Source organism: Streptomyces sp. NPDC002701, assembly GCF_042889045.1.
Lineage (GTDB): Bacteria > Actinomycetota > Actinomycetes > Streptomycetales > Streptomycetaceae > Streptomyces.
In genome coordinates this window covers 582671-607313 of record NZ_JBIAQL010000002.1, presented here as the reverse complement: position 1 = coordinate 607313, position 24643 = coordinate 582671, and the positions used below count along the sequence as shown (strand labels likewise).

General features: G+C 71.7%; 22 protein-coding genes. 4 read left to right on the top strand and 18 right to left on the bottom strand.

Annotation, left to right across the window (positions count from 1 at the left end; genetic code table 11):
• Positions 1-3 precede the first annotated feature (3 nt).
• The 15 genes from hpnH to ACFYXC_RS06925 form a co-directional block, all read right to left on the bottom strand.
• Complete coding sequence (gene hpnH / locus ACFYXC_RS06995) at positions 4-1026, bottom strand: adenosyl-hopene transferase HpnH (protein WP_388905186.1); 1023 nt, start codon at positions 1024-1026, stop codon at positions 4-6.
• A gap of 5 nt (positions 1027-1031) precedes the next feature.
• Positions 1032-1676, bottom strand: a complete 645-nt coding sequence (locus ACFYXC_RS06990) for a 1-hydroxy-2-methyl-2-butenyl 4-diphosphate reductase (protein WP_389547829.1) — start codon at positions 1674-1676, stop codon at positions 1032-1034.
• Positions 1676-3694 (bottom strand): squalene--hopene cyclase, encoded by a 2019-nt coding sequence (gene shc / locus ACFYXC_RS06985; RefSeq protein ID WP_389547826.1) that lies wholly within the window; start codon positions 3692-3694, stop codon positions 1676-1678. The genes ACFYXC_RS06990 and shc overlap by 1 nt, the downstream gene beginning before the upstream one ends.
• A gap of 112 nt (positions 3695-3806) precedes the next feature.
• Positions 3807-4937 carry a polyprenyl synthetase family protein gene (locus tag ACFYXC_RS06980; protein ID WP_388905181.1) on the bottom strand — a complete coding sequence of 377 codons (1131 nt, stop codon included), beginning with the start codon at positions 4935-4937 and terminating at the stop codon, positions 3807-3809.
• Positions 4934-6349: a hydroxysqualene dehydroxylase HpnE gene (gene hpnE / locus ACFYXC_RS06975; protein WP_389547823.1), complete on the bottom strand. Its 1416-nt coding sequence runs from the start codon at positions 6347-6349 to the stop codon at positions 4934-4936. The genes ACFYXC_RS06980 and hpnE overlap by 4 nt, the downstream gene beginning before the upstream one ends.
• Complete coding sequence (locus ACFYXC_RS06970) at positions 6346-6486, bottom strand: DUF6380 family protein (protein WP_388905179.1); 141 nt, start codon at positions 6484-6486, stop codon at positions 6346-6348. The genes hpnE and ACFYXC_RS06970 overlap by 4 nt, the downstream gene beginning before the upstream one ends.
• Positions 6486-7436, bottom strand: a complete 951-nt coding sequence (gene hpnD, locus ACFYXC_RS06965; RefSeq protein ID WP_388905178.1) for a presqualene diphosphate synthase HpnD — start codon at positions 7434-7436, stop codon at positions 6486-6488. The genes ACFYXC_RS06970 and hpnD overlap by 1 nt, the downstream gene beginning before the upstream one ends.
• On the bottom strand, positions 7433-8335 hold the full coding sequence (hpnC, locus tag ACFYXC_RS06960; protein WP_389547819.1) for a squalene synthase HpnC: 903 nt from the start codon (positions 8333-8335) through the stop codon (positions 7433-7435). The genes hpnD and hpnC overlap by 4 nt, the downstream gene beginning before the upstream one ends.
• A gap of 384 nt (positions 8336-8719) precedes the next feature.
• A complete protein-coding gene (locus ACFYXC_RS06955; protein ID WP_389547816.1) occupies positions 8720-9499 on the bottom strand; it encodes an ABC transporter ATP-binding protein in 780 nt (259 codons plus the stop codon).
• Positions 9492-10421 carry an ABC transporter permease gene (locus ACFYXC_RS06950; protein ID WP_388905173.1) on the bottom strand — a complete coding sequence of 310 codons (930 nt, stop codon included), beginning with the start codon at positions 10419-10421 and terminating at the stop codon, positions 9492-9494. Before ACFYXC_RS06950 ends, ACFYXC_RS06955 begins: the two co-directional genes overlap by 8 nt.
• 98 nt (positions 10422-10519) lie before the next feature.
• Entirely contained in the window at positions 10520-11413 is an 894-nt protein-coding gene (locus tag ACFYXC_RS06945) for a glycosyltransferase family 2 protein (protein WP_388905171.1), read from the bottom strand.
• Complete coding sequence (locus tag ACFYXC_RS06940) at positions 11410-12189, bottom strand: CDP-alcohol phosphatidyltransferase family protein (RefSeq protein ID WP_388905169.1); 780 nt, start codon at positions 12187-12189, stop codon at positions 11410-11412. Before ACFYXC_RS06940 ends, ACFYXC_RS06945 begins: the two co-directional genes overlap by 4 nt.
• Entirely contained in the window at positions 12167-13228 is a 1062-nt protein-coding gene (locus ACFYXC_RS06935; RefSeq protein ID WP_389547812.1) for an iron-containing alcohol dehydrogenase family protein, read from the bottom strand. Before ACFYXC_RS06935 ends, ACFYXC_RS06940 begins: the two co-directional genes overlap by 23 nt.
• Positions 13216-13968, bottom strand: coding sequence for a sugar phosphate nucleotidyltransferase (locus ACFYXC_RS06930; protein ID WP_388905165.1), 753 nt, complete (start codon positions 13966-13968; stop codon positions 13216-13218). The genes ACFYXC_RS06935 and ACFYXC_RS06930 overlap by 13 nt, the downstream gene beginning before the upstream one ends.
• On the bottom strand, positions 13965-15773 hold the full coding sequence (locus ACFYXC_RS06925; protein WP_389548412.1) for a DUF5941 domain-containing protein: 1809 nt from the start codon (positions 15771-15773) through the stop codon (positions 13965-13967). The genes ACFYXC_RS06930 and ACFYXC_RS06925 overlap by 4 nt, the downstream gene beginning before the upstream one ends.
• Positions 15774-16063: 290 nt before the next feature.
• Between ACFYXC_RS06925 and galE the strand changes: the two genes are divergently transcribed.
• Positions 16064-17032 carry a UDP-glucose 4-epimerase GalE gene (galE, locus tag ACFYXC_RS06920; protein WP_389547808.1) on the top strand — a complete coding sequence of 323 codons (969 nt, stop codon included), beginning with the start codon at positions 16064-16066 and terminating at the stop codon, positions 17030-17032.
• 355 nt (positions 17033-17387) lie between these two features.
• The gene (gene idi / locus ACFYXC_RS06915; protein ID WP_389547805.1) at positions 17388-17981 is read left to right on the top strand and encodes an isopentenyl-diphosphate Delta-isomerase; all 594 of its coding nucleotides are present in this window, start codon (positions 17388-17390) and stop codon (positions 17979-17981) included.
• Between the two features lie 145 nt (positions 17982-18126).
• On the opposite strand, the gene ACFYXC_RS06910 is transcribed toward idi, so the two are convergent.
• Both ACFYXC_RS06910 and ACFYXC_RS06905 read right to left on the bottom strand, forming a co-directional pair.
• Positions 18127-18636: an ATP-binding protein gene (locus tag ACFYXC_RS06910; protein WP_389548409.1), complete on the bottom strand. Its 510-nt coding sequence runs from the start codon at positions 18634-18636 to the stop codon at positions 18127-18129.
• 129 nt (positions 18637-18765) lie between these two features.
• Positions 18766-19431 carry an HdeD family acid-resistance protein gene (locus ACFYXC_RS06905; RefSeq protein WP_389547802.1) on the bottom strand — a complete coding sequence of 222 codons (666 nt, stop codon included), beginning with the start codon at positions 19429-19431 and terminating at the stop codon, positions 18766-18768.
• A 93-nt stretch (positions 19432-19524) separates the two neighbouring features.
• On the opposite strand from ACFYXC_RS06905, the gene ACFYXC_RS06900 reads away from it, so the two are divergent.
• Both ACFYXC_RS06900 and ACFYXC_RS06895 read left to right on the top strand, forming a co-directional pair.
• Positions 19525-20286 (top strand): enoyl-CoA hydratase/isomerase family protein, encoded by a 762-nt coding sequence (locus ACFYXC_RS06900; RefSeq protein WP_389547800.1) that lies wholly within the window; start codon positions 19525-19527, stop codon positions 20284-20286.
• A gap of 183 nt (positions 20287-20469) precedes the next feature.
• The gene (locus ACFYXC_RS06895) at positions 20470-22872 is read left to right on the top strand and encodes a Tex family protein (protein WP_389547797.1); all 2403 of its coding nucleotides are present in this window, start codon (positions 20470-20472) and stop codon (positions 22870-22872) included.
• 98 nt (positions 22873-22970) lie between these two features.
• Here the strand turns inward: ACFYXC_RS06895 and ACFYXC_RS06890 are convergent, their stop codons facing one another.
• Positions 22971-24611, bottom strand: a complete 1641-nt coding sequence (locus ACFYXC_RS06890; RefSeq protein ID WP_389547795.1) for an ABC-F family ATP-binding cassette domain-containing protein — start codon at positions 24609-24611, stop codon at positions 22971-22973.
• Positions 24612-24643: the final 32 nt, after the last annotated feature.

Genomic DNA, 24643 nt, shown 5'->3' with positions numbered 1-24643 from the left:
CCGTCACCCCCGGTTTCCCGAGACGGTCTCGCGGGCGGCCCGCAGGGACTCCTTGAGGGAGCCCATGGTGGCCATGACCGCTGTCGGCTCGTAGCCGCAGTGCGCCATGCAGTTGGCACACCGCGGGTCCTTGCCGCGCCCGTAGGCGTCCCAGTCGGTCTTCTCGATCAGGTCCTTGTACGTCGTGACGTACCCGTCGCTCATCAGGTAGCAGGGTTTCTGCCAGCCGAAGAGCGAGTAGTTGGGGATCGCCCACGCCGTGCAGGGGAAGTCGGCCTTGCCCTCCAGGAAGTCCAGGAAGAGCGGGGAGTGGTTGAGCCGCCAGCGGCGCCGGTTCCCGCCCGCGAACGCCTTCTTGAACAGCTCGCGGGTCTGCTCCACACCCAGGAAGTGCTCCTGGTCGGGTGCCTTCTCGTAGGCGTAGGCGGGCGAGATCATCATCTCGTCCACCTCCAGGTCGTCGTTGAGGTAGTTGAGCACCTCGATGATCGTCTGCGGGGTGTCGGTGTTGAAGAAGGTCGAGTTGGTGGTCACCCGGAAGCCGCGCTTCTTGGCCTCCTTGATGGCGGCCACGGCCTCGTCGAACACCCCTTCCTTGGCGACGGACTCGTCGTGCCGCTCCCGCAGGCCGTCGATGTGCACGGCGAACGCGAAGTACGGAGACGGCGTGAACTTGTCCAGTTTCTTGCGCAGCAGCATGGCGTTGGTGCACAGGAAGATGTATTTCCTCTTGGCCACCAACTGCCGCACGATCTCGTCGATATGAGGGTGCATCAGAGGTTCGCCGCCGGCGATGGACACCATCGGCGCCCCCGATTCCAGAACCGCTCCCACGGCCTGCGCCACCGGCATGCGCTGCTTGAGCACTCCGGCCGGGTGCTGGATCTTGCCGCAGCCCTCGCACTTCAGGTTGCAGGCGTAGAGCGGTTCCAGTTCGACGATCAGCGGAAATTTGTCCCGCTTGCGGAGTTTCTGTTCGAAGAGATACGTCGCGACCTTGATGGTCTGGCGGAGCGGCATGGCCATCTGGCTCACCTCCTGGGGAGCAGCAAGGAACGGTGCCATTCGAGGAAGACGGGAAGGACGGAACGAAGAACGCGGAAGGCCGATATTCCACCGCGCACCGTGCCGATCCGGACGAGTTCATGTTCTGGTGCGTCCACGACCACCCGTACGGCGGCAACCGGGCGCTCGCCCGCGCGGACGGCACTGTGGAGCGTGGCCGCCGACTCCATGTCGACCGCGATCGCACCGGTCGCGAGCAGATGAGCCCGTTCGTGACCGCGGACGACGTGATCGGAACCGGTGAGCGGTCCCGTGTGGACCGTGCGCCCGGGCAGGGCACGCGTCAGTTCCCCGACGAGCAGGTCCGTGCCCACACACGGCGTCATGCCGTGCGGGCCGCGGGTCTCCTCGGCGACGACCAGGTCCCCCGGACGCATACCGGGGGCGAGCCCGGCACAGAAGCCCGTGGCCAGGACGGCCGCCCCGCGCAGGGCGGGCCCGGCCAGTGCCCTGTTGACCGCCCGTTCGGCGGCCAGCGGTCCCATGCCCGTACGCAGCACGGTGACCGGGCCCGGGGCGCCGACCGGGTCGGCGCCGGTGCGCAGGGCGAGCCTCTCGATGCCCAGCGCGCAGGCGATCAGCAGCGGGTCGGCGCCCGGTGCCGCGCTCATCAGCTCGCCCTGCCGAAGGAGCTCTGCAGGTCGGCGAACGGTTCGCCGTTGACGTACCGGCCCAGCGCGGTGAGCGGGAAGACCTGCCGGTAGAGGTGGTAGTTGATCGAGAAGTCCCACGGGAACCCGGTGCCGGTGAAGTAGGGCTCGTCCCAGGAGCCGTCCGCCAGCTGGGTCTCCGCGAGCCAGGCGATCCCGCGCTCGACGGCCCCGCCGTTCCGCTCCCCCGCCGCCAGCAGGGCCAGCAGCGCCCACGCGGTCTGGGAGGCGGTCGAGGCGCCCCGCCCGCTCCATTCGGCGGCGTCGTGGTAAGAGCGCAGGTCCTCGCCCCAGCCGCCGTCGTCGTTCTGCACGGTCTCCAGCCAGGCCACGGCCCGGCGGATCGCGGGATGCGAGCCGGGCAGTCCGGCGGCGATCAGCGCGGGGACCACCGACCCCGTCCCGTAGACGTAGTTGACGCCCCAGCGGCCGAACCAGGAGCCGTTCGCCTCCTGTTCGGCGAGCAGCCACTCGATGCCCCGGCGGGTGCGCGGGTCGTGGGCGAGCCCCTCGACCGCGAGCATCTCCACGACGTGCGCGGTGACGTCGGCGGACGGCGGGTCGATGACCTCGCCGAAGTCGCAGAACGGCAGCCGGTTGGGGAAGGGGCTGGTGTTGTCGACGTCGAAGGCGCCCCACGCGCCGTTCTTCGACTGCATGCCGAGGTTCCAGCGCACGCCGCGCCCGATGGCCTTCTCCACGCGCTCCGGGTCGTGGTGCCGCACGCGCCGCAGCGCGAGGACCACTTCGGCCGTGTCGTCGATGTCGGGGTAGTTGTCGTTGTGGAACTCGAAGGCCCAGCCGCCGGGCGGCAGGTCCGGCCGTTTGACCGCCCAGTCGCCGGGGCGGACGATCTCCTCTCCGAGCATCCAGTCCGCGGCCCGCACCAGCTGCGGATGGTCGACGGGCACACCCGCGTCCGCGAGCGCGATGGTCGCGAGACAGGTGTCCCACACCGGTGACTGGCACGCCTCGATCATCCGGGCCCCGTCCTCGCGCCACACGGCGAAGCGGTCCAGGGAGGCCAGCCCCTCGCGCATCACGGGGTGCGCCAGGTCGTAGCCGAGCAGGTACAGCGCGATGACCGAGTAGACGGCGGGCGGCTGGATGCCGCCCCAGCACCCGTCGTTCTCCTGGCGCTCGATGATCCAGCGGGCCGCGGTGTTCATCGCGGCCCTGCGGAGCCTGCGCGGAGCCACCTTGCGGTAGGCGTGCAGGGCGCGGTCGAGCCGGTGGAACACCCCGTCCCAGCTCACGGCGGGCACCGGCGGTCCGACCGGGTTGGGGTTGCGGGGGTCGGTGTGCAGCTCGTCCAGGGCGAAGGGCGCGGGACGTACCGGGCGCTTCGCCGAGACGACGGTGAGCGGCACGATGGTCTGCCGGGCCCAGCAGCCGAAGTCGTAGATGTTGAGCGGTGCCCACTTCGGGAACCAGATGAGCTCCGGCGGAAGTTCGGGGAGGTCGTCCCACTTCCACCAGCCGAACAGGGCGAGCCAGATCCGGGTGAAGACCCGCGCCGCCGCGATGCCGCCCCGCCCGCGGATCCAGGCGGACGCCCGCGCCATGTGCGGATCGTCCGGCGCGTCCCCGGCCAGCCGCAGGGCGACGTACGCCTCGATGGTCGTGGAGAGTTCGCCGGGTCCGCCGTAGAAGGAGGCCCAGGTGCCGTCCTCGCGCTGCTCGCCGCGGATGAAGAGTGCGGCGGCCCGGGTGGTGTCCTCGTCCCCGATGCCCAGGAACTGACGCAGCAGCAGGTCCTCGGCGTCCATCGTGACGTTGGTCTCGAGGTCGCCCTTCCACCAGCCCTCGGCGTCCTGCCGGGAGAGCAGGAAGTCGGTGGCGCGCTGTATCGCGCGCGCGGCGGCGTCCTGTACATCGGCTGTCCCGGCCGCCGCGGGAGTCGATTCTGTCCGGATGTCGCTGGCCGAGGCAGCGCGGGGCGGCATGGCCCCGGTGCTTCCGTCGGTCGTCGCTGTCATGGCTTCCCCTTCGTGCAGTGTCGTTTCTCTGCTGTGGGTCCGCCGTCGGCCGGTGCTCGTGTTCCCGCAGCACCGGCCGGCGACTACGCGAGGGCTATTCGACCGATAGTGATCATCTCTTCCGTACGACGACGAAGTCGGCGAGCTCCACGAACTGGGCCCGCACCTGGTCCGGCATGTGGATCGTGTCGAGCGCCTCGACGGCGACGGTGTGCTGGCGGCGCGCCTCCTGGGCGGTCCACTCGCGACCGCCGGCCTCCTCGATGAGCGCGGCGCGCACGGCGAACTCCTCCTCGGAGAAGTTCTCGAAGTCGCTGGCCCTGGCGTCCGCGGCGAGCAGTTCGCCGAGGCGCTCGGAGGCCGGGCCGCCCGCCGCGAGCGCGGCCACCACGGGCAGGGACTTCTTGCGCTGGCGCAGGTCGCTCCAGGTCTGCTTGCCGGTGGCCACCGGGTCGCCCCAGATGCCGAGCAGGTCGTCGACGGCCTGGAAGGCGAGGCCGAGGTGGTAGCCGTACGTCTCCAGCGTGTCCGCCGTGCGGTCGTCGGCGCCGCCGAGGACCGCGCCGATGGAGCAGGCGCAGGCGAGCAGGGCGCCGGTCTTGTTGCCCTCCATCTCCAGACACTCCTCGACGCTGACGCGGTCGCGGTGCTCGTAGGAGATGTCCTGGGCCTGCCCGTCGATGAGGGCGCGGGTGGCGGTGGTGAGGCGGCGGGTGGCGCGGCCCGCCTCGACCGTGCCGAGTTCGAGCAGCAGCTCGTTGGCCAGCGCGAACAGGGCGTCGCCGACGAGGATCGCCTGGGCGGGGCCGTGCACCTTCCAGACGGTGTCACGGTGGCGGCGCTGCTCGTCGCCGTCCATCAGGTCGTCGTGCAGGAGCGAGAAGTTGTGCACCAGTTCGACGGCGACCGCGCCCGGCACGCCCACCTCGGGTGCGGCGCCGGCGGCCTCGGCGGACAGCACGGCGAGGGCGGGCCGCACCGCCTTGCCACCGTCGCCCTCGGCGGGGTTGCCCTCGGCGTCGATCCAGCCGAAGTGGTAGGCGGCGACGGTGTCCATGGGCGGTGCGAGGCGGTCGATGGCCGCCCGCAGTACCGGTGAGGCCAGGGTCCGGCCGCGCTCCAGGAGCGCGGTCACGTCCACCGCGTCGGCAGCCTTCGATGCCGGGGGCACAGTGGGCACAGTCTCTCCTCTATTTGCGATGCGGGGGGTGCGGGCGCTGGCCGCGCTCTGATCGAGCGTCACGCCGCCTCCTCGAAGAGCTCGAGGAGGTGGTCGCGGGGCCCGCCCAGGGCGGCGCCGGCCGCACGCACGCCGCTGCGGACCGCACCCTCCATGGTCGCGGGCCACCCGGTGGCGGTCCACGCGCCGGCCAGGTACAGACCGGATGCCTTGGTGCGGGCGCCGGGCCGCAGCCGTCCGACGCCGGGGGCCGGGGCGAACGTCGCCGTACGCTCCCTGGTCACGAAGAAGTCGAGGACCTCCGCGGCCCTGCTGTGGGGCAGCAGTCTCTCCAGCTCCGGCAGATAGCGCTCGCGCAGCACCGAGACGGGTTCGTCGATCTCGTCCTGCGCGGCCGACTGCGACAGCGCGAGGTACTGGCCCCGCGGGAGACCGGATGCCTCGGTCCGGTCGAAGACCCACTGCACCGGCGAGCCGAGCGCGGCGAAGAACGGCCGGCTGAGCACCTTGCGGTCGTACACGACGTGGATGTTGAGGATCGGCGCCGTGCCGATCTCCAGCAGCCGCTCCGGGGCGTCGAGTGCGCCGGCGGGCAGCAGATCGTGCGCCTCGCGCTGCGGCACGGCGAGCACGACGGCGTCGGCGTCGAGCGTCTCACCGGGAACCTGGACGCGCCAACGTCCGTTCCCGTGAGGGGAGATGGAGGTGACGCGTGTACGGACCTCGGTACGGACGCCCGCGGAGTCGAGCGCCTTGCGGGCCAGCCGGTCGTGCAGTTCTCCCAGCGGGACGCGTGCCCAGCCGATGTCGACGGCACCCGGTTCGGAGAGCAGCCCGGTCCTGAACACCATCGCGGCGAGCCCGAGCGATGCGTCGCCGGCCACCGCGTTGAGGGTGGCGACCCCCACGAGGTCCCACAGTGCCTCGATGGCCCGGTCCGACTGACCGTGCGCGGCCAGCCAGCCGCCGAAGCTCTGCGCGTCGAGCGCCGGATCGGCGGGATCGAGTCCTTTGAGCGCCAGTGCGGCGCGGCCGACCTTGGCGCGCTCGGCGAGCGACAGATGCGGATAGGTCGCGAGCCCGCGCGCCAGATGCAGCGGGACGGGCAGCGCCGTCCGGCTGATTCTGCCGAGCCGGCGCCCCGGTTTCGCCCGGGCGTCCAGGACCGGGACGTCGAGCCGGTCCTGCAGCGGTGCGAGGTCCGCCGCCTCCACGCGGTCGAGGAACCAGCGGTATGCCGTGCAGCAGCGCAGGTACACGTGCTGGCCGTTGTCCACGGTGAGTCCGCCGCGCCGGAAGGAGAAGGCGAGCCCGCCGAGGCGGGGCCGTCCCTCGACCAGCGTCACCCGTACTCCCGCGTCGGCCAGCGCGAGCGCCGAGGTCATTCCGGCGAGCCCCCCGCCGACCACCACGGCCGTCGCGGGGCGGCTCGCCGCGTCGGCATCGCGTCCTTCGTCCTGCGTGGTGTCGTTCATCGTGCACCTTCCCCCGCGGCCGGGCCGTGCCGGTGGAACGTGGCACGGCCGGCCGTTGCAGTCAGGGACGCAGTCCCCGGCCGGAGGGTTGCGTCCCGTTTCCAGGGACTTGCGTCATCTTGGGGCGGAGTGTCCATCAGGCGCGCCTCCTGACAGTCCGGCGCGAGATGTGCCGGGCGTCGAGACCGGAGAGGCCGCGCACCGCGACGTACGCCTTCTCGCGTCCGGGGAGCGAGACCCTGCCGCGCAGGACGGCCTCCGGTTCGCGCTCGATGCGGTCCAGGAGGCGGCGGTAGATGCCGGCCATCGCGGCGACACAGGCGCCGCTGCGGCGGTCGAGCATCGGCAGCAGCCGGTAGCCCTCCGCGAAGAGCGCGCGGGCCCGGCGCACCTCGAAGTGCACGAGGCCCGCGAAGTCGGAGCCCTCCGGCGGGTGCGGCCCGCTGAAGCCGGCCGAGCAGCCGAACTTCGCGAGGTCGTCCGCCGGCAGGTAGGTGCGCCCGCCCTCGGCGTCCTCGCGAACGTCCCGGAGGATGTTGGTGAGTTGCAGTGCGAGGCCGAGCGTGTCCGCGTACTCCGGCGCCCGCTCGACCCCGCGCGCGCCGGGTTCCGTACCGAAGACGCCGAGCGAGAGCCGGCCGATGGCTCCGGCGACACAGCGGCAGTACGCCTTCAGGTCGTCCCAGGTCTCGTACGTCTCGCCGCGGACGTCCATCAGGACACCGTCGATGAGTTCGTCGAGGCCGTCGAGCGGGACCGGGAAGTGGTCCGCCGTGTGCCGCAGGGCGACGGCCACCGGGTCGGTGTCGTCCTCGTCCACGGACCGGTCGCGGATCCGGGCCAGCAGCGCCCGGGTCTCCTCCAGCCGCACCGCCTTGACCTCGGGCGCGAGCGCGCCGTCTCCGATGTCGTCGACGCGCCGGGAGAACGCGTACAGCGCCGACATGGCACGCCGCTTCGGCGTCGGCAGCAGCCTGATGCCGTACGCGAAGTTGCGGGCCTGCTGCCCGGTGACCGTCTCGCAGTAACCGTAAGCGGCGAGTACCGGTGCGGACATGTGTGGTTCCGACTCCACGGTCCGGATCACCCCTTTCCTCGCAGAGTCACTCCCACCTCGCGCAGCAACTGGATCTTGCCGGGCTTCGGCGGGCCGGGAAGTACGTCGTGTTCGGCGGCGGCGATCGCCCGGATCGCCGCCCTTCCCCCTGCCACGAACCCCGCGAGCAGCAGTCTGAGCCTGCCGTGGACGCTACCCACGAGGGGGGTGCCTTCATTCAGGAGGTTGCGGGCGCGTTCTGCTTCGTATGCAACCAGTGCGCGCACCGATGCGCCTGCCGTGGGCGCGGCGAGATCCGTCTCCCGGACGTGGAAACGCTTCATGTCCTGGGAGGGAAGGTAGATGCGGTCGCGGCCGAGGTCCTCGGCGACGTCCTGGAGGTGCTCGACGATCTGCAGGGCCGTGCAGACGGCGTCGGAGCGGCGGACGCGCTCGGGGGTCGAGGTGCCGGTGACGGACAGGACCAGACGGCCCACCGGGTTGGCGGACAGCTCGCAGTAGGCGAGGAGGTCGTCGTAGGTCTCGTAGCGCTTGACGAGCTGGTCCTGGCGGTTCGCCGCGATCAGGCCGAGGAAGGGCCCGGGGGTCAGGCCGGTGCGGCGGACCGTCGGCTGGAGGCGGCGCAGGAGCGGGTGGCGCGGGGTCGAGTCGAAGACCCTGCGCAGGTCGGCCTCGAAGGCGTCGAGCAGGACGAGCCGGTCTCCGGCCTCTTCGGCGCAGACGCCGAGGAGGCGGGCGTCGGCGCCGCCGGGGGCCAGATCGCCGTCGCCGATGTCGTCGACGAGCCGGGCGAAGCCGTAGACGGCCATGAGGTCGGCGCGCCAGGCCCTGGGCAGGAAGAACGGCGCCACGGGGAAGTTCTCGTCCGCGGCCTTGTCGAGGGTGCCGCGCTCCGGGTCACCGGCGCGCGCCGTCCCGACTGGCGTCATCGCTCGCTGCCCGGGCCGGGGACCGCACACGCGCAGACGGCACACGCACAGCGGAGCTGGAGAGTTTGCGTAGCCATCGCCGTCACATCTCCCGTTCTACACTGCTGACCCAATAGTGCCTATTTCGGACACGCCGCCCGGTGGTCCGCGCGACAGACCCTATGCCGGGTGTCGCGCATTATCGCCCCACTTGCCGCGAATCAGCACCGGTACAGCTTACGTTGTACAACCCGCTACGCCCCGTCGGGGTGTCCCGCACATCACAAGAACACACCGATTGGCGTCAAGATTCCTACGGGGAACGGGAGTTGGCTCTTCCTTCGCAGACGCAGGGCCCCGTCGAACCGTTCCGACGGGGCCCTGCGTCCTGCTGTGCGGTTCGGGCTATTTGCCCGTGAACTTCTCGTATTCCTTCAGGACCTCGTCGGTCGGGCCGTCCAGGCGCAGCTCACCGCGCTCCAGCCACAGCACGCGGTCGCAGGTGTCACGGATCGACTTGTTGTTGTGGCTCACCAGGAACACCGTGCCGGCCGTCTTGCGCAGCTCCCGGATCCGGGCCTCGGAGCGCTTCTGGAACTTGCGGTCACCGGTGGCGAGGGCCTCGTCGATCATCAGGACGTCGTGGTCCTTGGCGGCCGCGATGGAGAAGCGCAGCCGGGCGGCCATGCCGGAGGAGTAGGTGCGCATCGGCAGGGTGATGAAGTCGCCCTTCTCGTTGATGCCGGAGAAGTCGACGATCTCCTCGTAGCGCGCCCTGATCTGCTCCCGGGACATGCCCATGGCCAGTCCGCCGAGGATGACGTTCCGCTCGCCCGTGAGGTCGTTCATCAGGGCCGCGTTGACGCCGAGGAGCGAGGGCTGGCCGTCGGTGTAGACGTGCCCCTTCTCGGCGGGGAGCAGTCCGGCGATGGCCCGCAGCAGGGTGGACTTGCCGGAGCCGTTGGAGCCGATCAGGCCGATGGCCTCACCGCGGTAGGCGTTGAAGGAGACACCCCGGATGGCGTGGACCTTGCGGACGCCCCGCTCCTCGCCGCGCTTGATTATGCGGCTGAGGGCCGCGGTGGCGCTGCCCTTGCCGGTCTTGGCGCCGTTGACGCGGTAGACGATGTGCAGCTCGTCCGCGATGACGGTCGGGATCGGGCTCCCGGTGTTCTGCTCAGCCACGGCCGTAGCGCTCCTCAGCCTTCCAGAAGTACACGAAGCCGCCGACGGCGACGAGGAGGGCCCAGCCGCCCGCGACCGCCCACACGTGCGGCGGCAGGTTCTCGGAGCCGTAGCCGTCGATGAGCGCGAAGCGCATCAGGTCCATGTAGATGGCGGCCGGGTTCCACTGGAGGATGTCGGCGATCCACTCGGGGTGCTCGTCGAGCATCACGGGGATCGAGAACATGACGCCGGACGCGTACATCCACGTACGCATCACGAAGGGCATGAGCTGGGCCAGGTCCGGGGTCTTGGAGCCCATCCTGGCCATGATCATCGCGAGACCGGTGTTGAAGAGGAACTGCAGCACCAGCACCGGGACGATCAGCAGCCAGGACAGCCGGGGATAGCTGCCGAAGCCGACCGCCACGACGAACAGCACGATCATCGAGAAGAGCAGCTGCTGGAGCTGCTGCAGCGAGAACGAGATCGGCAGCGCGGCGCGCGGGAAGTGCAGCGCCCGGACCAGACCGAGGTTGCCGGAGATCGCGCGCACGCCCGCCATCACCGAGCTCTGGGTGAAGGTGAAGACGAAGACGCCCGTCACCAGGAACGGGATGTAGACCTCGCGCTCCATGCCGCGGTCGGCCTTCAGGATCAGGCCGAAGATCAGGAAGTACACGGCCGCGTTCAGCAGCGGTGTGGCCACCTGCCACAGCTGGCCGAGCTTGGCCTGGCTGTACTGGGCGGTGAGCTTCGCCTGCGAGAAGGCGAGGATGAAGTGACGCCGTCCCCAGAGCTGGCGGACGTAGGCGACGAGCCCGGGCCGGGCGCCGCTCACGGCCAGCCCGTACTTGGCGGCGAGGTCCGCCGCGGACAGCCCCTCGTCGGGGGACGGAGGGGCGCTCACCGCGACGCCGCCGTCATGCGTTGTCTCACTCACAAGTGGAAACTTTCGTCCTCAGGATGCGCGGCCTGGTGGGGCGTAGGCCAAAGACAGGGACCGGGGTACGGCCCGAATGCTCTCAGACATCGAGCTTGTCAGATGACGGGCGGCCGGCCCAGTCGGGTCAGGCGCCATACCGTACGCCACTTCATGGGGCGCCGGGGCCCGCACGGGCTGGTCCAGCCCTCCTTGAAGCCGCCGAACCATGCCCGCAGGGCGGGGCCGGAGGGGCGACGGGCGAGGGTGAGCAGCATCCACACGCCGAGGTACACGGGGACCAGTGGGGCGGGCAGGTTGCGGCGGGCGAGCCAGACGCGGTTGCGGGCGACCATCCGGTGATACACCGCGTGCCGCGAGGGCGCGGTCGTGGGGTGGTTGAGCACCATGTCGGAGCGGTAGTCGATCATCCAGCCCGCGTCGAGGGCCCGCCAGGCGAGGTCGGTCTCCTCGTGGGCGTAGAAGAACTCCTCCGGCAGTCCGCCGACCTCGGCGAGCACCTTCGTACGGACCGCGTTGGCGCCGCCGAGGAAGGTGGTGACGCGGGAGTTGCGCATCGGGTCGGACGCCCGCAGCCGCGGCACGTGGCGGCGCTGGGTGATCCCGGTCTCGGGGTCGGCGATGCGGAAGCTGATGATGCCGAGCCGCGGATCGGCCGTGAACGCCTGCCGGCAGAGTTCGGCGGTGTCGTGGTGTGCGAGGAGGCCGTCGTCGTCGAGGAAGAGCAGGACGTCCACGTCGGTGCCGCCGGGGCCGAACGCCTCGATGCCGACATTGCGGCCGCCCGGTATGCCGAGGTTCTCCGGCAGCTCGACCGTGCGCAGGCCGGGCACGGACCCCGTGACGTCCGGGACGGGCGAGCCGTTGCCCACCACGACCACCTCGACCGGGTCGCCGTCCTGCTTGGCGACCGAGTCGAGGAGGGCGCGGAGTTCGTCGGGGCGGTTGCCCATGGTGATGATCACCGCGCCGACCTTCAGGGCCGTGCTCACTTCAGCCTGCTCGACGCGAGGATGGACACCAGGTGCAGCACGGTCTGCAGCAGCGCGATGCCGGCCAGGACCGCGACCCCGAGCCGCGAGAAGAACAGGTCGTCCCGGACCGTGTCCAGGACCGCGAGGACCAGGATCAGCAGGGATGCCTCTATGCCCAGGACGAGCCGGTGGAACTTGAGCGCGCCGGCGGCCCGGCGGGCCAGTGCCATGCCGGAGGAGCGCGGCTCGGACGCCGACTCCTGGACCGGTGCCTTGCCGGTCTGGTGCCGGGCGACCCCGACGAGGTCGGTCTCGGACTTGATCAGAACGGCACCGAGGGCGGCCAGGGTGCCGAGGAACGCCCACAGCCAGTCGATCCGCCCGGTGCCCCACAGATCGGCGGCGCGCAGGCCGAAGCCGACCAGGACCGCGGCGTCGCACAGGTAGGCGGCCACGCGGTCGACGTACACCCCGGTCATCGAGTACTGCTTGCGCCAGCGGGCGATCTCGCCGTCGACGCAGTCGAAGAGCAGGTACAGCTGGACCATCAGCACGCCGAGCAGGGCGCCCGGGATGCCCGGCACCAGCAGGGCCGGGGCGGCGAGCACGCCGAAGACGGTCATCACGTAGGTCAGCTGGTTGGGCGTGACCCGGGTGTTCACCAGGTGCCGGTCGATGCGCAGCGAGATCTCGCGCATGTAGAGCCGGCCTCCCCAGTGCTCGCCGCTCCGCCGGTCCTTGACCCCCGGGGGGTGGACGACCGGGCGGAGTTCAGCTACCGATGGCTTTTGCATAGTCGGCGTATGCGTCCCTGATCTGGTCGGTGGACAGGTCGAGGTGTTCGAGGATCGTGTAGCGGCCCGGCCTGGTCGACGGAGCGAACTCCACGACCCGGACGAACTCGTCCAGGGTGAAGCCGATCTCCTCCGGCAGCACGGGGAGCCCGTGGCGCCGGAGGACCTCCGCCATGTACGCCGACTCCTCGTGGGCACCGCGCAGGTGCATCGCGAAGGCCGCGCCCAGACCGCACTGCTCGCCGTGGCTGGCGGCGCGCTTGGGGAAGAGGAGGTCGAAGGCGTGGTTGATCTCGTGGCAGGCGCCGGACGCGGGGCGGGAGTCGCCCGCGACGGACATCGAGATGCCGGTGAGGACCAGGCCCTCGGCGAGCACCTGGAGGAAGCCGTCGTCGCCGACGCCGCCCGGGTGCCGCAGTACGGCCTCGCCGGCCTGGCGGGCCATCGCGGCGGCGAGGCCGTCGATCTGCTCGCCCTTCTCGCGGTTGGCCAGCTCCCAGTCCGCGACCGCGGAGATGTTGGACAGGGCGTCGCCGATACCGGAGCGCACGAAGCGGACCGGGGCCTCACGGATCACGTCGAGGTCGATGACCACGGCGATCGGGTTCGGCACGCCGTACGAGCCGCGGCCCGCGTCGTTGTCGAGGGTCGCGACCGGGGAGCACAGACCGTCGTGCGAGAGGTTCGTGGCGACGGCGACCAGCGGGAGGCCGATCCGGGCCGCGGCGAACTTCGCGCAGTCGATGATCTTGCCGCCGCCGAGGCCCACGACCGCGTCGTAGTGCCCCTTCTTCATGGCGTCGGCGAGCTTGATCGCGTCGTCCAGGGTGCCGCCGCCGACCTCGAACCAGGTGGCGCCCGGCATCGCCGGGGTCAGCCGGTCGCGCAGCTTGGCGCCCGAGCCGCCGCTGATCGCGACGGCCAGCTTCCCGGAGTGCGAGATGCGCTGGTCGGCGAGGACCGCCGCCAGGTCGTCCAGGGCGCCCGGACGGATGTCGACGACGACCGGCGAGGGGATGAGCCTCGTCAGTACTGGCACGCGATCACGCGTCCCTTGGCGAGGTCCTCGTGGTTGTCGATCTCGACCCACTTGACGTCGCCGATGGGGGCCACGTCGATGCGGAAGCCGCGGTTCACGAGCTCCTGGTAGCCGTGCTCGTAGAACTGCTGCGGGTCCGCCTCGAAGACCGTCTTCAGCGCGTCGGCCAGCTCGTCGGCGGCGTCGCCCTCGATGAGGGTCACGCCGATGTACTCGCCCGTCGCCTCGGCGGGGTCCATCAACTTGGTGATCTTCGTCATGGAGCCCTCGGGGCCGACGACGACCTTCATCTCCTCGTCGGCGAGGGACTTCACCGTGTCGAGGGCGAGGATGATCTTCTTGCCGTCGCCGCGGGCGGCGAGCAGGGTCTTCTCGACGGAGACCGGGTGCACGGTGTCGCCGTTGGCGAGGATCACCGAGTGCTTGATGGCGTCACGGCCGCACCACAGGGAGTAGGCGTTGTTCCACTCCTCGGCCTTGTCGTTGTCGATCAGCGTGATCTTGACGCCGTACTTCCGCTCCAGCGCCTCGCGCCGCTCGTAGACGGCTTCCTTGCGGTAGCCGACGATGATCGCGACCTCGGTCAGGCCGATCTCGGCGAAGTTGCCGAGGGTGAGGTCGAGCACGGTGATGCTGTCCTCGTCGCCTTCGGGGCCGACCGGCACCAGAGCCTTGGGCAGGGTGTCGGTGTAGGGGCGCAGACGCCGTCCGGCGCCGGCAGCCAGCACGAGGCCGATCATGCGGGTTCTCCTTCATCGTGTACGGCGGGTGCGCCGCGCCTGTGGGCGGTCACCCAGTAGCGGATGCTCTCGAAGAGCACCACCAGGGCCACGGCCACGGCGAGTGCCGTGAGCGCGACCTTGAAATCTTCTGCCGCGAGCAGCGCGGCCAGGACGGTGACCAGCAGTGTCCTGCCTTCGTGCCCGCCGATCGCCCGCACCAGCCAGTGCGGCGGCGCGCCGGCGTCACCGCGGATGCGGTACACCGTGTCGTAGTGATGGTAGGCGACCGCGGCCACCAGCCCGAAAGCCGCGGGAAGGGTTCCGTTCACCTCGGCTTTGGCCGCCAGTACGAGAACGGTGCCGTATTCGGCGGCGCGGTAGAACGGCGGTACCAGCCAGTCGAGGGCGCCGCCGAGGGGCCGCGCGAGGGCCGCGGGCGCCAGGAGCACGTACACGGCTCCGCCGAGGACGGGCCACCAACTCCCGTACGGGGCCAGCCATGCGGTCAATACCACGGTGGCACCGGCGGCGAGGGCGACGACCGCGGGGCCGCGGCCCGCCACCCCGCGGGCGAGGCGGGTCAGGGACTCCGCGAGCGGTCCCGAGTCGGTGAGGTCCGCGAGCGCCCGGGCCGCCCGGTCGGTCCGCTGCGACCTGCGGGTCACCGAGCGCAGCACGCGGCCGGCGGTCGTGTAGCAGGCGGCGAAGGCGCAGCCGATCAGCAGGACGCACAAGGTGATGCGGGGCGTCGTGAGCGCGGTGAGCACGGCGATCATCGCCCAGCGCTCGCCGATGGGCAGGACGATCATCCGGCGCAGCCAGACCGTCCAGCCGACGCTGTCGAGCCGGCCCGAGAGGGCGGCGGTGGGGCTGGTGTTCGCGGCCGTGCCGACGGTGCTGCCCGCGTACGCCTCGTTGAAGGAGAAGTCGACGACGTGCCGGCAGGTCTGCAGGACCATCGCGCCGAGGGCCAGCGCCCACACGTCGTCCCCGCCGCGGGCGGCGCCGAGGGCGAGGCCCGCGTAGTAGGCGTACTCCTTGGCGCGGTCGAAGGTCGCGTCGAGCCAGGCGCCGAGCGTGGAGTACTGCAGGGAGTAGCGGGCGAGCTGGCCGTCCGTGCAGTCCAGGACGAAGGAGAAGAGGAGGAGCAGGCCCGCGGCGACGAAGCCGGGCCGGGTGCCGGTGGCCGCGCAGCCGGCCGCGACCAGCGCGGTGAGCAGCGACGCCGTGGTGACCTGGTTCGGGGTCAGACCGCGGCGGGCGCACCAGCGGGCCAGGTAGCGGGAGTAGGGGCTGACGCCGTACGTGGTGAAGAAGCCGTCGCGGGATTTCACAGCCGTACGCAGCCGGATCGCCTCGTCGTCCACCGAGGCGACGGCCTGCCGGGCCTCGTTGCGGGCCTGGGGGTCCCTCGGGACCTCGGCGACCAGTCCGCCCAGCTCGGGGCGGTGCAGATCGGTGTCGAGCGCCTCGGCGACGCGGTCGGCGACGATGCCGACCACCACGGAGCCGTTCGACGCGTCACCGGAGGCGGCGCGCAGCGCCCGGCCCAGTGCCGCGCGCGCCGCGGGCCGCGCGGTGACCGCGCCGGGGATCGCGGCGGCCTCGAAGCGGGGATCGGTCAGACCGAGCCGCAGCGCGTGGACGTGCCCCACGAAGCGGGCGTCGACGACGGCGACCCGCTGGTCGGCGGGGACCGCGGCGAGGAGCGTCTCGGCGTCGGCCGCGTCGGCGGCGGCCCGCACGTCGAAGCCGAGCGACCGTAGATCGCCCTCGAGCGACGACCCGGGGACCGGCTGACCGGTGAGGATGGCGGTCGGCAGACGAACTCACTCCTCTGGGTTCCGGCGTGCGCGACGCCGGGCTGCTGCGTGGTGGGGGTGCGCCCCGGGCCGGGTACGGCCGGGCGGCATTCGGCAGAGGCTATCGGATGATGGGAAGCGTCCGTTCACCGCCCGTTCACGGTCCGATCAACACCTTCTGATCGGCGCGTCCGCCGCGATCATCATCGTGGATTCGTGCCCCGCCCCACAAACCACGGCTTATTCCGGCGCAATTCCCGGCATAGCCACCGGGCCTCGTGAGAGGGCGGACCGGCATAGGGTGGGCGTCCATGACATGGCTGATCACAGGTGGGGCCGGATACATCGGGGCACACGTGGCGCGGGCCATGGCCGGGGCCGGGGAGCGCGTGCTCGCGCTCGACGACCTCTCGGCCGGGGTGTCCGCGCGGCTGCCCGACGGGATTCCGCTCGTTCAGGGTTCGTCGCTGGACGGGGAGTTGCTGAAGCGGGTCCTCGCCGAGCACGCGGTGACGGGTGTGGTGCACCTGGCCGCGCGCAAGCAGGTCGGTGAGTCCGTGGACCGGCCCACGCGGTACTACCAGGAGAACGTCGGGGGGCTCGCCACGCTCCTGGACGCGGTCGCGGAGGCGGGTGTGGAGCGCTTCGTCTTCTCCTCGTCCGCGGCCGTCTACGGCAACCCGGACGTGGACCTCATCACCGAGGACACCCCGTGCGCCCCGCTGAGTCCCTACGGCGAGACGAAGCTCGCGGGCGAGTGGCTGGTGCGGGCCGCGGGCCGTGCGCACGGCATCAGGACCGTGTGCCTGCGCTACTTCAACGTGGCGGGCGCCGCCGCGCCGGAACTGGCCGACACCGGCGTCTTCAACGTGGTCCCGATGGTCTTCGACCGGCTCACGCGCGACGAGTCCCCCCGGATCTTCGGCGACGACCACCCGACGCCGGACGGCACGTGCGTGCGCGACTACATCCATGTCGCCGACCTCGCCGAGGCGCACCTGGCCGCGGCCCGGCGGCTGGCGTCGACGGACGCCCCGGGCGATCTGACCGTGAACATCGGCCGCGGCGAGGGGGTCTCGGTGCGTGAACTCGTCACCCTCATCGGCGAGGTCACCGGTGACACCCGTCCGGTGCTGGTCGAGCCGCGCCGTCCCGGTGACGCCCCGCGCGCGGTCGCCTCGGCCGCGCTGGCCGCCGAGGAACTGGGCTGGAGCGCGCGGCGCGGGGTGCGCGAGATGGTTGAGTCGGCGTGGCAGGGCTGGCAGCTGCACCACTCGTGACGTTCCGGCAGGGCGCCCCGCGCGGGAGCGCGACGGACCGGCGTACGAGCGGTGGCGGAGGCGCCACGCGCGCGGGGAGGGCGGCCGGCGGCGCGGCACCCCGACGCCGGGCTACGGCGTACGGCCCGGTTCCCCGGCACGGGTGACGGGGCGATGGCTCCCGGTCTGGACGGTTTCATGGCGGTGGCGGCGGGAACGATCGGGTGTCCGGCCCCTTTCGGTGTCCGGCCGGTACAGGGCGTGATGTCCGGTTCGGCCGCGCGACGGAACCGGATGTGCGGGACCCCGCGTGGTGCCGGGAGTGCCGGTTCGGTACGGCAGACTTGGGGCTCGAAGACCGATGCGAAGGATGGGTATGCCGATCACTCCTGCCACCGCGACGCACAGTTCGTCGAACGGCACCGCTGAAGCCATCTTGCTCGAACTGGTCGACGAGGACGGCAGCACGATCGGCACGGCGGAGAAGCTCACCGCCCATCAGCCGCCCGGGCAGCTGCACCGGGCGTTCTCCGTCTTCCTCTTCGACGAGCGGGGCAGACTGCTGCTCCAGCAGCGGGCGCTGGGCAAGTACCACTCCCCCGGTGTGTGGTCCAACACGTGCTGCGGTCACCCGTACCCCGGTGAGGCGCCCTTCGCGGCGGCCGCGCGCCGCACGTTCGAGGAGCTGGGGGTCTCGCCGTCGCTCCTGGCCGAGGCGGGCACGGTCCGCTACAACCACCCGGACCCGGACTCGGGCCTGGTGGAGCAGGAGTTCAACCACCTCTTCGTCGGGATGGTGCAGTCGGTGCTGCGGCCGGACCCCGAGGAGGTCGGGTCGACGGACTTCGTGAGCGCGGCCGAGCTGGCCGAGCGGCATGCGCGGGATCCGTTCTCGGCGTGGTTCATGACGGTGCTGGACGCCGCCCGGCCGGCGATCCGGGAGCTGACCGGGGACGCGGCCGGCTGGTGAGCCCGCGGGCCGGCGACGGCGGACGAACCGCGCCCGCTGCGGGGCGCGGGGAACCACGCGGCCGGCACGACCGCCGGCAGTTCCGACAGTCCGGCGGTCCGGCGGTTCCGGCGGTTCCGGCGGTTCCGGCTACGGGCCGTGTCCCTCAGACCGCTCGCGTGGCGGTGAGGGGCAGGGCCGCCCAGATCACCTTGCCGCCCGCCGCCGTGTGCTCCACGTCGCACACCCCGCCGGCCTCCCGGGTGATCTCGCGGACCAGGAGGAGACCGCGGCCGCCGGTCTGGCCGTGGTCGGCCTCCAGGGCCGTCGGACGGTAGGGGTGGCTGTCCTCGACGGAGACCCGCACCCACTCGGCGCCGACGGCCACCTCGACGGCGAGCGTCGGCGAGAGGACCGCCGCGTGCCGGACCGCGTTGGTCACCAGCTCGGAGACGATCAGCAGCAGCCCGTGGACGATGTCGTCCGCGACCGGTACGCCCTGGCGGACCAGCAGGTCACGGACCGCGTGCCGCGCCTGCGGTACCGAGGCGTCGGTGGCGGGAGCGGTGAACCGCCAGACTCCCTCGTACGGCAGTGGGCCGGGTGGTCTCCTGCCCGGGGGCGCCTCCCCGCCGTCTTCAGGACGGGGACCGGCCCCCCGCCCCTGGTCGTCCATCGTCCGGTCGCCGCCCTTGCGCTCGATTGTCACCACACGTCGAGTGTTGGTAACGCGCTGGTCCGTACCGGATAACTGAACTGAAGTCAGCGAGTATCGGCGCTTCCTGACCGATTACGCACAGCGAAGTCAGTTCTGTGCTGGCTTCTGCCCGCCTTGTGGCGAGTTCGGAACTTGTCCGGTTGTACGGGTTTGGTCGGAGACGAGACTCACGATGCGCCGGCCGCCGTACCCGGTCGCCACCAGGCCGAGCCCGTCGAAGAGCAGCGCGAGCGAGAAGAACGTACCGATGACGTACTTGCTGCTGCTCGGCCAGGACGCCAGGACGAGGATGCCGAGCAGCAGACCGAAGGCTCCCTGGACGAGGGACCAGCCGAACTGGGGGCCGCGCACCACCAGGCTGCCGACCAGCCGGAAGACCCCGCCGGTCAGGAACAGCAGCGCGGCGAACATGGTCAGCGCCTCGGCGGCGGCCTCGGGTTTGGTGACGATCACGATGCCGGCGGCGATGTTCAGGGCCGCGACCACCACACCGAGCCAGAAGAAGTTGGAGGCGCGGGCCTGTACCGCGTGCAGCAGGCCGACCACGCCGCCGATCAGCAGCAGCCAGCCGAACAGCAGCATCGAGGTCAGCGTGGCCAGCCCGGTGTAGACGAGGCCGACCAGTCCCGCGAGCACCAGGATCACACCGAGTGCGGCGAGCCAGCCGAAGCTCCGGTTGAGTTTCGCGGTCTCGTCCACGGGCCCGCCCGCGGACGTGCCCCTGGCTGCGGACTTGAGCCTGGACCTGGCCATCGGCGCCTCCTCGGACCTGCCTGCCCCCTTGCCCTCACGCGTACCCGCCCCCTTCTTGATCGTACGTTCGACGGGGACGGATAGCATCCGGCCATGGAGCCGCAGCTGCTGCACAGCGTCGCCGACGGGGTCGCCACCGTGGTCATCCACCATCCGGCCAAACGCAACGCCATGACCGCGGACATGTGGCGGGCGCTGCCGCCGCTGCTCGACGCGCTGGCCGCCGACCCGGCCGTCCGCGTGCTCGTGCTCACCGGGGAGGGCGGGACGTTCTGCGCCGGGGCCGACATCTCCTCGCTGCGGAACTCCGCCGGGGAGGCGCAGGGGCTCGCCGTGCGGGCGGAGGACGCGCTCGCCGCGTTCCCGAAGCCGGCACTCGCCGCCGTACGCGGCTACTGCGTGGGCGGCGGGTGCCAGCTCGCGGCGGCGTGCGACCTGCGGTTCGCGGACGAGCAGGCGTCGTTCGGGATCACCCCGGCGAAGCTCGGGATCGTCTACGCGGCCTCCTCCACCCGGCGGCTGGTGTCCCTCGTGGGGCCCGCCACCGCCAAGTACCTCCTGTTCTCCGGCGAGTTGATCGACGCCGGGCGCGCGCTGCGAACCGGCCTGGTGGACGAGGTGCTGCCCGGCGGCGAACTGGACAAGCGCGTCACGGAGTTCGCCCGGGTCCTGGTGTCCCGCTCGCAGCTGACGCAGGCCGCGGCGAAGGAGTTCGCCGACGGGCGGACCGACCGGGAGGCCCACTGGGCGCGGCAGGCGCGGGACGGCGGAGACACCGCGGAGGGGGTCGCCGCCTTCCTGGAACGCCGGCCGCCCGTGTTCACCTGGAGCCCGTCGGCCGCCGAAGGGGCATGACGGACCGGACGGGTGCCCCGGTTTCCCTCCGTACCGACCGGTCGACCGATACCGCTGGAGGGGGCGGACACGCCGACGGCGTGTCCGGTCCCTCGCGCGTCCGGGCCGCCCTTGATCCCCCGTTGTCGGTGCCACCTGCCACAATTGCCGCGCAACCCCAGTCAAGAAGGCGGTACGGGAATCGTGACCACAGAGCTGCCCTCCCTCGCAGGGTCCATCGAAGGCAGGATCGCCGAGGAGCTCGGCGTGCGGGAACGGCAGGTCAAGGCGGCCGTCGACCTGCTCGACGGCGGCTCGACGGTGCCCTTCATCGCCCGCTACCGCAAGGAAGCGACCGAGATGCTCGACGACGCGCAGCTGCGCACGCTCGAGGAGCGGCTGCGCTACCTGCGGGAGCTGGAGGACCGCCGCTCGGCGATCCTCGACTCGGTGCGCGAGCAGGGCAAGCTCACCGAGGAGCTGGCGGCGCGGATCCGGGCCGCGGAGACCAAGGCGCGGCTGGAGGACATCTACCTGCCCTTCAAACCGAAGCGGCGCACGAAGGCGCAGATCGCCCGTGAGGCGGGTCTGGAGCCGCTCGCCGAGGGTCTCCTCAAGGACCCCTCCGTCGACCCGGTCGCCGCGGCCACGGCCTTCGTCGACGCCGGCAAGGGCGTGGCCGACCCGCAGGCCGCCCTGGACGGCGCCCGCGCCATCCTCACCGAGCGGTTCTCGGAGGACGCCGACCTGATCGGCGAACTGCGCGAGCGCATGTGGGTGCGCGGCCGGCTGGCCGCCAGGGTGAAGGAGGGCAAGGAGGAGGCGGGCGCCAAGTTCGCCGACTACTTCGACTTCGCCGAGCCCTTCAAGGACCTGCCCTCGCACCGGGTCCTCGCCATGCTCCGCGGCGAGAAGGAGGAGGTCCTGGACCTCGTCCTGGAGCCCGAGGAGCCGTCCGAGCAGCCCGGCCCGTCCTCGTACGAGGGGATCGTCGCGCAGCGCTTCGGGATCGCCGACCGCGGCCGGCCCGCCGACAAGTGGCTCACGGACACGGTCCGCTGGGCCTGGCGCACCCGGCTCCTCGTCCACCTGGGCATCGACCTGCGGCTGCGCCTGCGCACGGCCGCCGAGGACGAGGCGGTCGATGTCTTCGCGACGAACCTGCGCGACCTGCTGCTGGCCGCCCCGGCGGGCACGCGCGCGACGCTGGGCCTCGACCCCGGTTTCCGCACGGGGGTGAAGGTGGCCGTGGTCGACGCCACCGGCAAGGCCGTCGCCACCGACGTCATCCACCCGCACGTCCCGGCGAACCGATGGGACGAGGCCATCGCCAAGCTCGCCCGCCTCGCCAGGGAACACGCGGTCGAGCTGATCGCGATCGGCAACGGCACGGCGTCCCGCGAGACGGACAAGCTCGCCGGCGAACTGATCGCGAAGCACCCGGAGCTGAACCTCACCAAGGTGATGGTGTCCGAGGCGGGGGCGTCCGTGTACTCGGCGTCGGCGTTCGCCTCGCAGGAGCTGCCCGGCATGGACGTGTCGCTGCGCGGCGCCGTCTCCATCGCGCGGCGCCTGCAGGACCCGCTCGCCGAGCTGGTGAAGATCGACCCGAAGTCGATCGGTGTCGGCCAGTACCAGCACGACCTGTCCGAGGTGAAGCTCTCGCGCTCCCTCGACGCGGTCGTGGAGGACTGTGTGAACGGCGTCGGCGTGGACGTGAACACGGCGTCCACTCCCCTGCTGGCCCGGGTCTCCGGCATCACCTCCGGGCTCGCCGAGAACATCGTGGCGCACCGCGACGCGAACGGCCCGTTCACCTCGCGTACGGCGCTGAAGAAGGTGGCCAGGCTCGGTCCCAAGGCGTACGAGCAGTGCGCGGGCTTCCTGCGGATCCGCGGCGGTGACGATCCGCTGGACGCGTCGTCCGTGCACCCCGAGGCGTACCCGGTGGTCCGCCGGATGGTGAAGACGGCGGGCAGCGGGGTGGGCTCGCTGATCGGCAACACGGCGGCGCTGCGCTCGCTTCGGCCGACCGATTTCGTGGACGAGGTCTTCGGTCTGCCGACGGTGACGGACATCTTGAAGGAGCTGGAGAAGCCGGGGCGCGACCCGCGGCCCGCCTTCAAGACCGCCACCTTCAAGGACGGCGTCGAGAAGATCGCCGACCTGGAGCCGGGGATGGTTCTCGAGGGGGTCGTCACGAACGTGGCGGCGTTCGGGGCGTTCGTGGATGTGGGGGTGCACCAGGACGGTCTGGTGCACGTCTCGGCGATGTCGAAGACGTTCGTGAAGGATCCGCGGGACGTGGTGAAGTCCGGGGACATCGTGAAGGTGAAGGTGCGGGAGGTCGACATTCCGCGCAAGCGGATCTCGCTGACCTTGCGGCTGGACGACGAGGCCGCGCCGGCGGGGCAGGAGGGTGGCTCCGGGCGCCCGCAGCGGGGTGGCGGGCGGCCGCCTCAGCAGCGGGGGCGCTCCGCTGGTGGTGGCGGGGGCGGCGGGGGGCGGGGGGCGGCGCCCGCGCCCGGGCCCGGGAACAGTGCGATGGCTGATGCCTTGCGGCGGGCCGGGCTCGCTGATCCGAAGGGACGTAAGGGGCGGGGCTGAGTCATGGGCTGCCGGGCCCGCGCCGTCGTGACGTGCGGGCCCGGTGGGGGCTGGTCGCGCAGTTCCCCGCGCCCCTGACGGGGCGTCCCCTCGGCCGCCTAGTGCTCCGTCACCTTTCCTGCTGTGACCTCCAGGCGGCGGGTCGTGTGGACCGCGTTCAGCATGCGGCGGTCGTGGGTCACCAGGAGGAGGGTGCCCTCGTAGGAGGCCAGGGCCGATTCGAGCTGTTCGATCGCCGGAAGGTCAAGGTGGTTGGTCGGTTCGTCGAGGACCAGGAGGTTCACACCCCGGCCCTGGAGGAGCGCCAGGGCCGATCGGGTGCGCTCGCCCGGGGAGAGGCTCGCCGCCGGGCGCAGGACGTGGTCCGCCTTGAGGCCGAACTTGGCCAGCAGCGTGCGGACCTCGGCGGGCTCGGTGTCGGGGACGGCCGCACAGAACGCGTCGAGCAGGGCCTCCGTGCCGTGGAACAGCTTGCGGGCCTGGTCGACCTCGCCGACGACCACGCCCGAGCCGAGTGAGGCATGGCCGGAGTCCAGCGGCACCCGGCCGAGCAGGGCGCCGAGGAGCGTGGACTTGCCGGCGCCGTTCACGCCGGTGACCGCCACCCGGTCCGCCCAGTCGATCTGCAGCGTGACCGGGCCGAAGGCGAAGTCGCCCCGCCGGACCTCGGCGTCGCGCAGGGAGGCGACCACGGAACCCGACCGCGGGGCCGCCGCGATCTCCATCCGCAGCTCCCACTCCTTGCGCGGCTCCTCCACCACGTCGAGCCGCTCGATCATGCGCTGCGTCTGGCGGGCCTTCGCGGCCTGCTTCTCGCTGGCCTCGCTGCGGAACTTGCGGCCGATCTTGTCGTTGTCGTTGTTCGCCTTGCGGCGGGCGTTCTTGACGCCCTTGTCCATCCAGGAGCGCTGCATCTGGGCGCGGCCCTCCAGCGCGGACCGTTTGTCGGCGTACTCCTCGAAGCCCTCGCGGGCGTGCCGGCGGGCCACCTCACGCTCCTCCAGGTACGCCTCGTAGCCGCCGCCATACAGGGTGATCTGCTGCTGCGCCAGGTCGAGTTCGAGGACCTTGGTGACCGTGCGGGTGAGGAACTCGCGGTCGTGGCTGACGACGACCGTGCCGGCGCGCAGGCCGGAGACGAAGCGTTCGAGGCGCTCCAGGCCGTCCAGGTCGAGGTCGTTGGTCGGTTCGTCGAGCAGGAAGACGTCGTAGCGGGACAGGAGCAGGGAGGCGAGTCCGGCGCGGGCCGCCTGGCCGCCGGAGAGCGAGGTCATCGGCTGGTCCAGGCCGACGGCCAGGCCGAGCGAGCCGGCGACCTCCTCGGCCCGCTCGTCGAGGTCGGCGCCGCCGAGCGCGAGCCAGCGCTCCAGGCTGTCCGCGTACGCGTCGTCCGCACCCGGCGCCCCGTCGACGAGCGCCTGCGTGGCCTCGTCCATCACCCGCTGGGCCTCGGCCACGCCGGTGCGGCGCGCCAGGAACGCACCGACGGTCTCGCCGGGGCGGCGCTCCGGCTCCTGCGGCAGGTGCCCGACGGCGGCGGCGGGCGGTGACAGCCGCAGCTCGCCCTCCTCCGGCCTGTCGAGGCCGGCGAGCATCCGGAGCAGGGTGGACTTGCCCGCGCCGTTGGCACCGACGAGACCGATCACGTCGCCGGGCGCGACGACGAGGTCGAGTTCGGCGAAGAGGGTGCGGTCGCCGTGGCCGGCGGCGAGGTTCTTGGCGACGAGGGTGGCAGTCATCAGGGGGCCGATCCTAATCGCCGTGTCCGGAC

Excerpts from the sequence above, each read along its gene's own strand:
- hpnH (WP_388905186.1), bottom strand. The coding sequence starts at position 1,026 with ATGGCCATGCCGCTCCGCCAGACCATCAAGGTCGCGACGTATCTCTTC.
- ACFYXC_RS06990 (WP_389547829.1), bottom strand. The coding sequence starts at position 1,676 with ATGAGCGCGGCACCGGGCGCCGACCCGCTGCTGATCGCCTGCGCGCTG.
- shc (WP_389547826.1), bottom strand. The coding sequence starts at position 3,694 with ATGACAGCGACGACCGACGGAAGCACCGGGGCCATGCCGCCCCGCGCT.
- hpnE (WP_389547823.1), bottom strand. The coding sequence starts at position 6,349 with ATGAACGACACCACGCAGGACGAAGGACGCGATGCCGACGCGGCGAGC.
- ACFYXC_RS06970 (WP_388905179.1), bottom strand. The coding sequence starts at position 6,486 with ATGGACACTCCGCCCCAAGATGACGCAAGTCCCTGGAAACGGGACGCA.
- hpnC (WP_389547819.1), bottom strand. The coding sequence starts at position 8,335 with ATGACGCCAGTCGGGACGGCGCGCGCCGGTGACCCGGAGCGCGGCACC.
- ACFYXC_RS06940 (WP_388905169.1), bottom strand. The coding sequence starts at position 12,189 with ATGCAAAAGCCATCGGTAGCTGAACTCCGCCCGGTCGTCCACCCCCCG.
- ACFYXC_RS06930 (WP_388905165.1), bottom strand. The coding sequence starts at position 13,968 with ATGATCGGCCTCGTGCTGGCTGCCGGCGCCGGACGGCGTCTGCGCCCC.
- galE (WP_389547808.1), top strand. The coding sequence starts at position 16,064 with ATGACATGGCTGATCACAGGTGGGGCCGGATACATCGGGGCACACGTG.
- idi (WP_389547805.1), top strand. The coding sequence starts at position 17,388 with ATGCCGATCACTCCTGCCACCGCGACGCACAGTTCGTCGAACGGCACC.
- ACFYXC_RS06910 (WP_389548409.1), bottom strand. The coding sequence starts at position 18,636 with ATGGACGACCAGGGGCGGGGGGCCGGTCCCCGTCCTGAAGACGGCGGG.
- ACFYXC_RS06905 (WP_389547802.1), bottom strand. The coding sequence starts at position 19,431 with ATGGCCAGGTCCAGGCTCAAGTCCGCAGCCAGGGGCACGTCCGCGGGC.
- ACFYXC_RS06900 (WP_389547800.1), top strand. The coding sequence starts at position 19,525 with ATGGAGCCGCAGCTGCTGCACAGCGTCGCCGACGGGGTCGCCACCGTG.
- ACFYXC_RS06890 (WP_389547795.1), bottom strand. The coding sequence starts at position 24,611 with ATGACTGCCACCCTCGTCGCCAAGAACCTCGCCGCCGGCCACGGCGAC.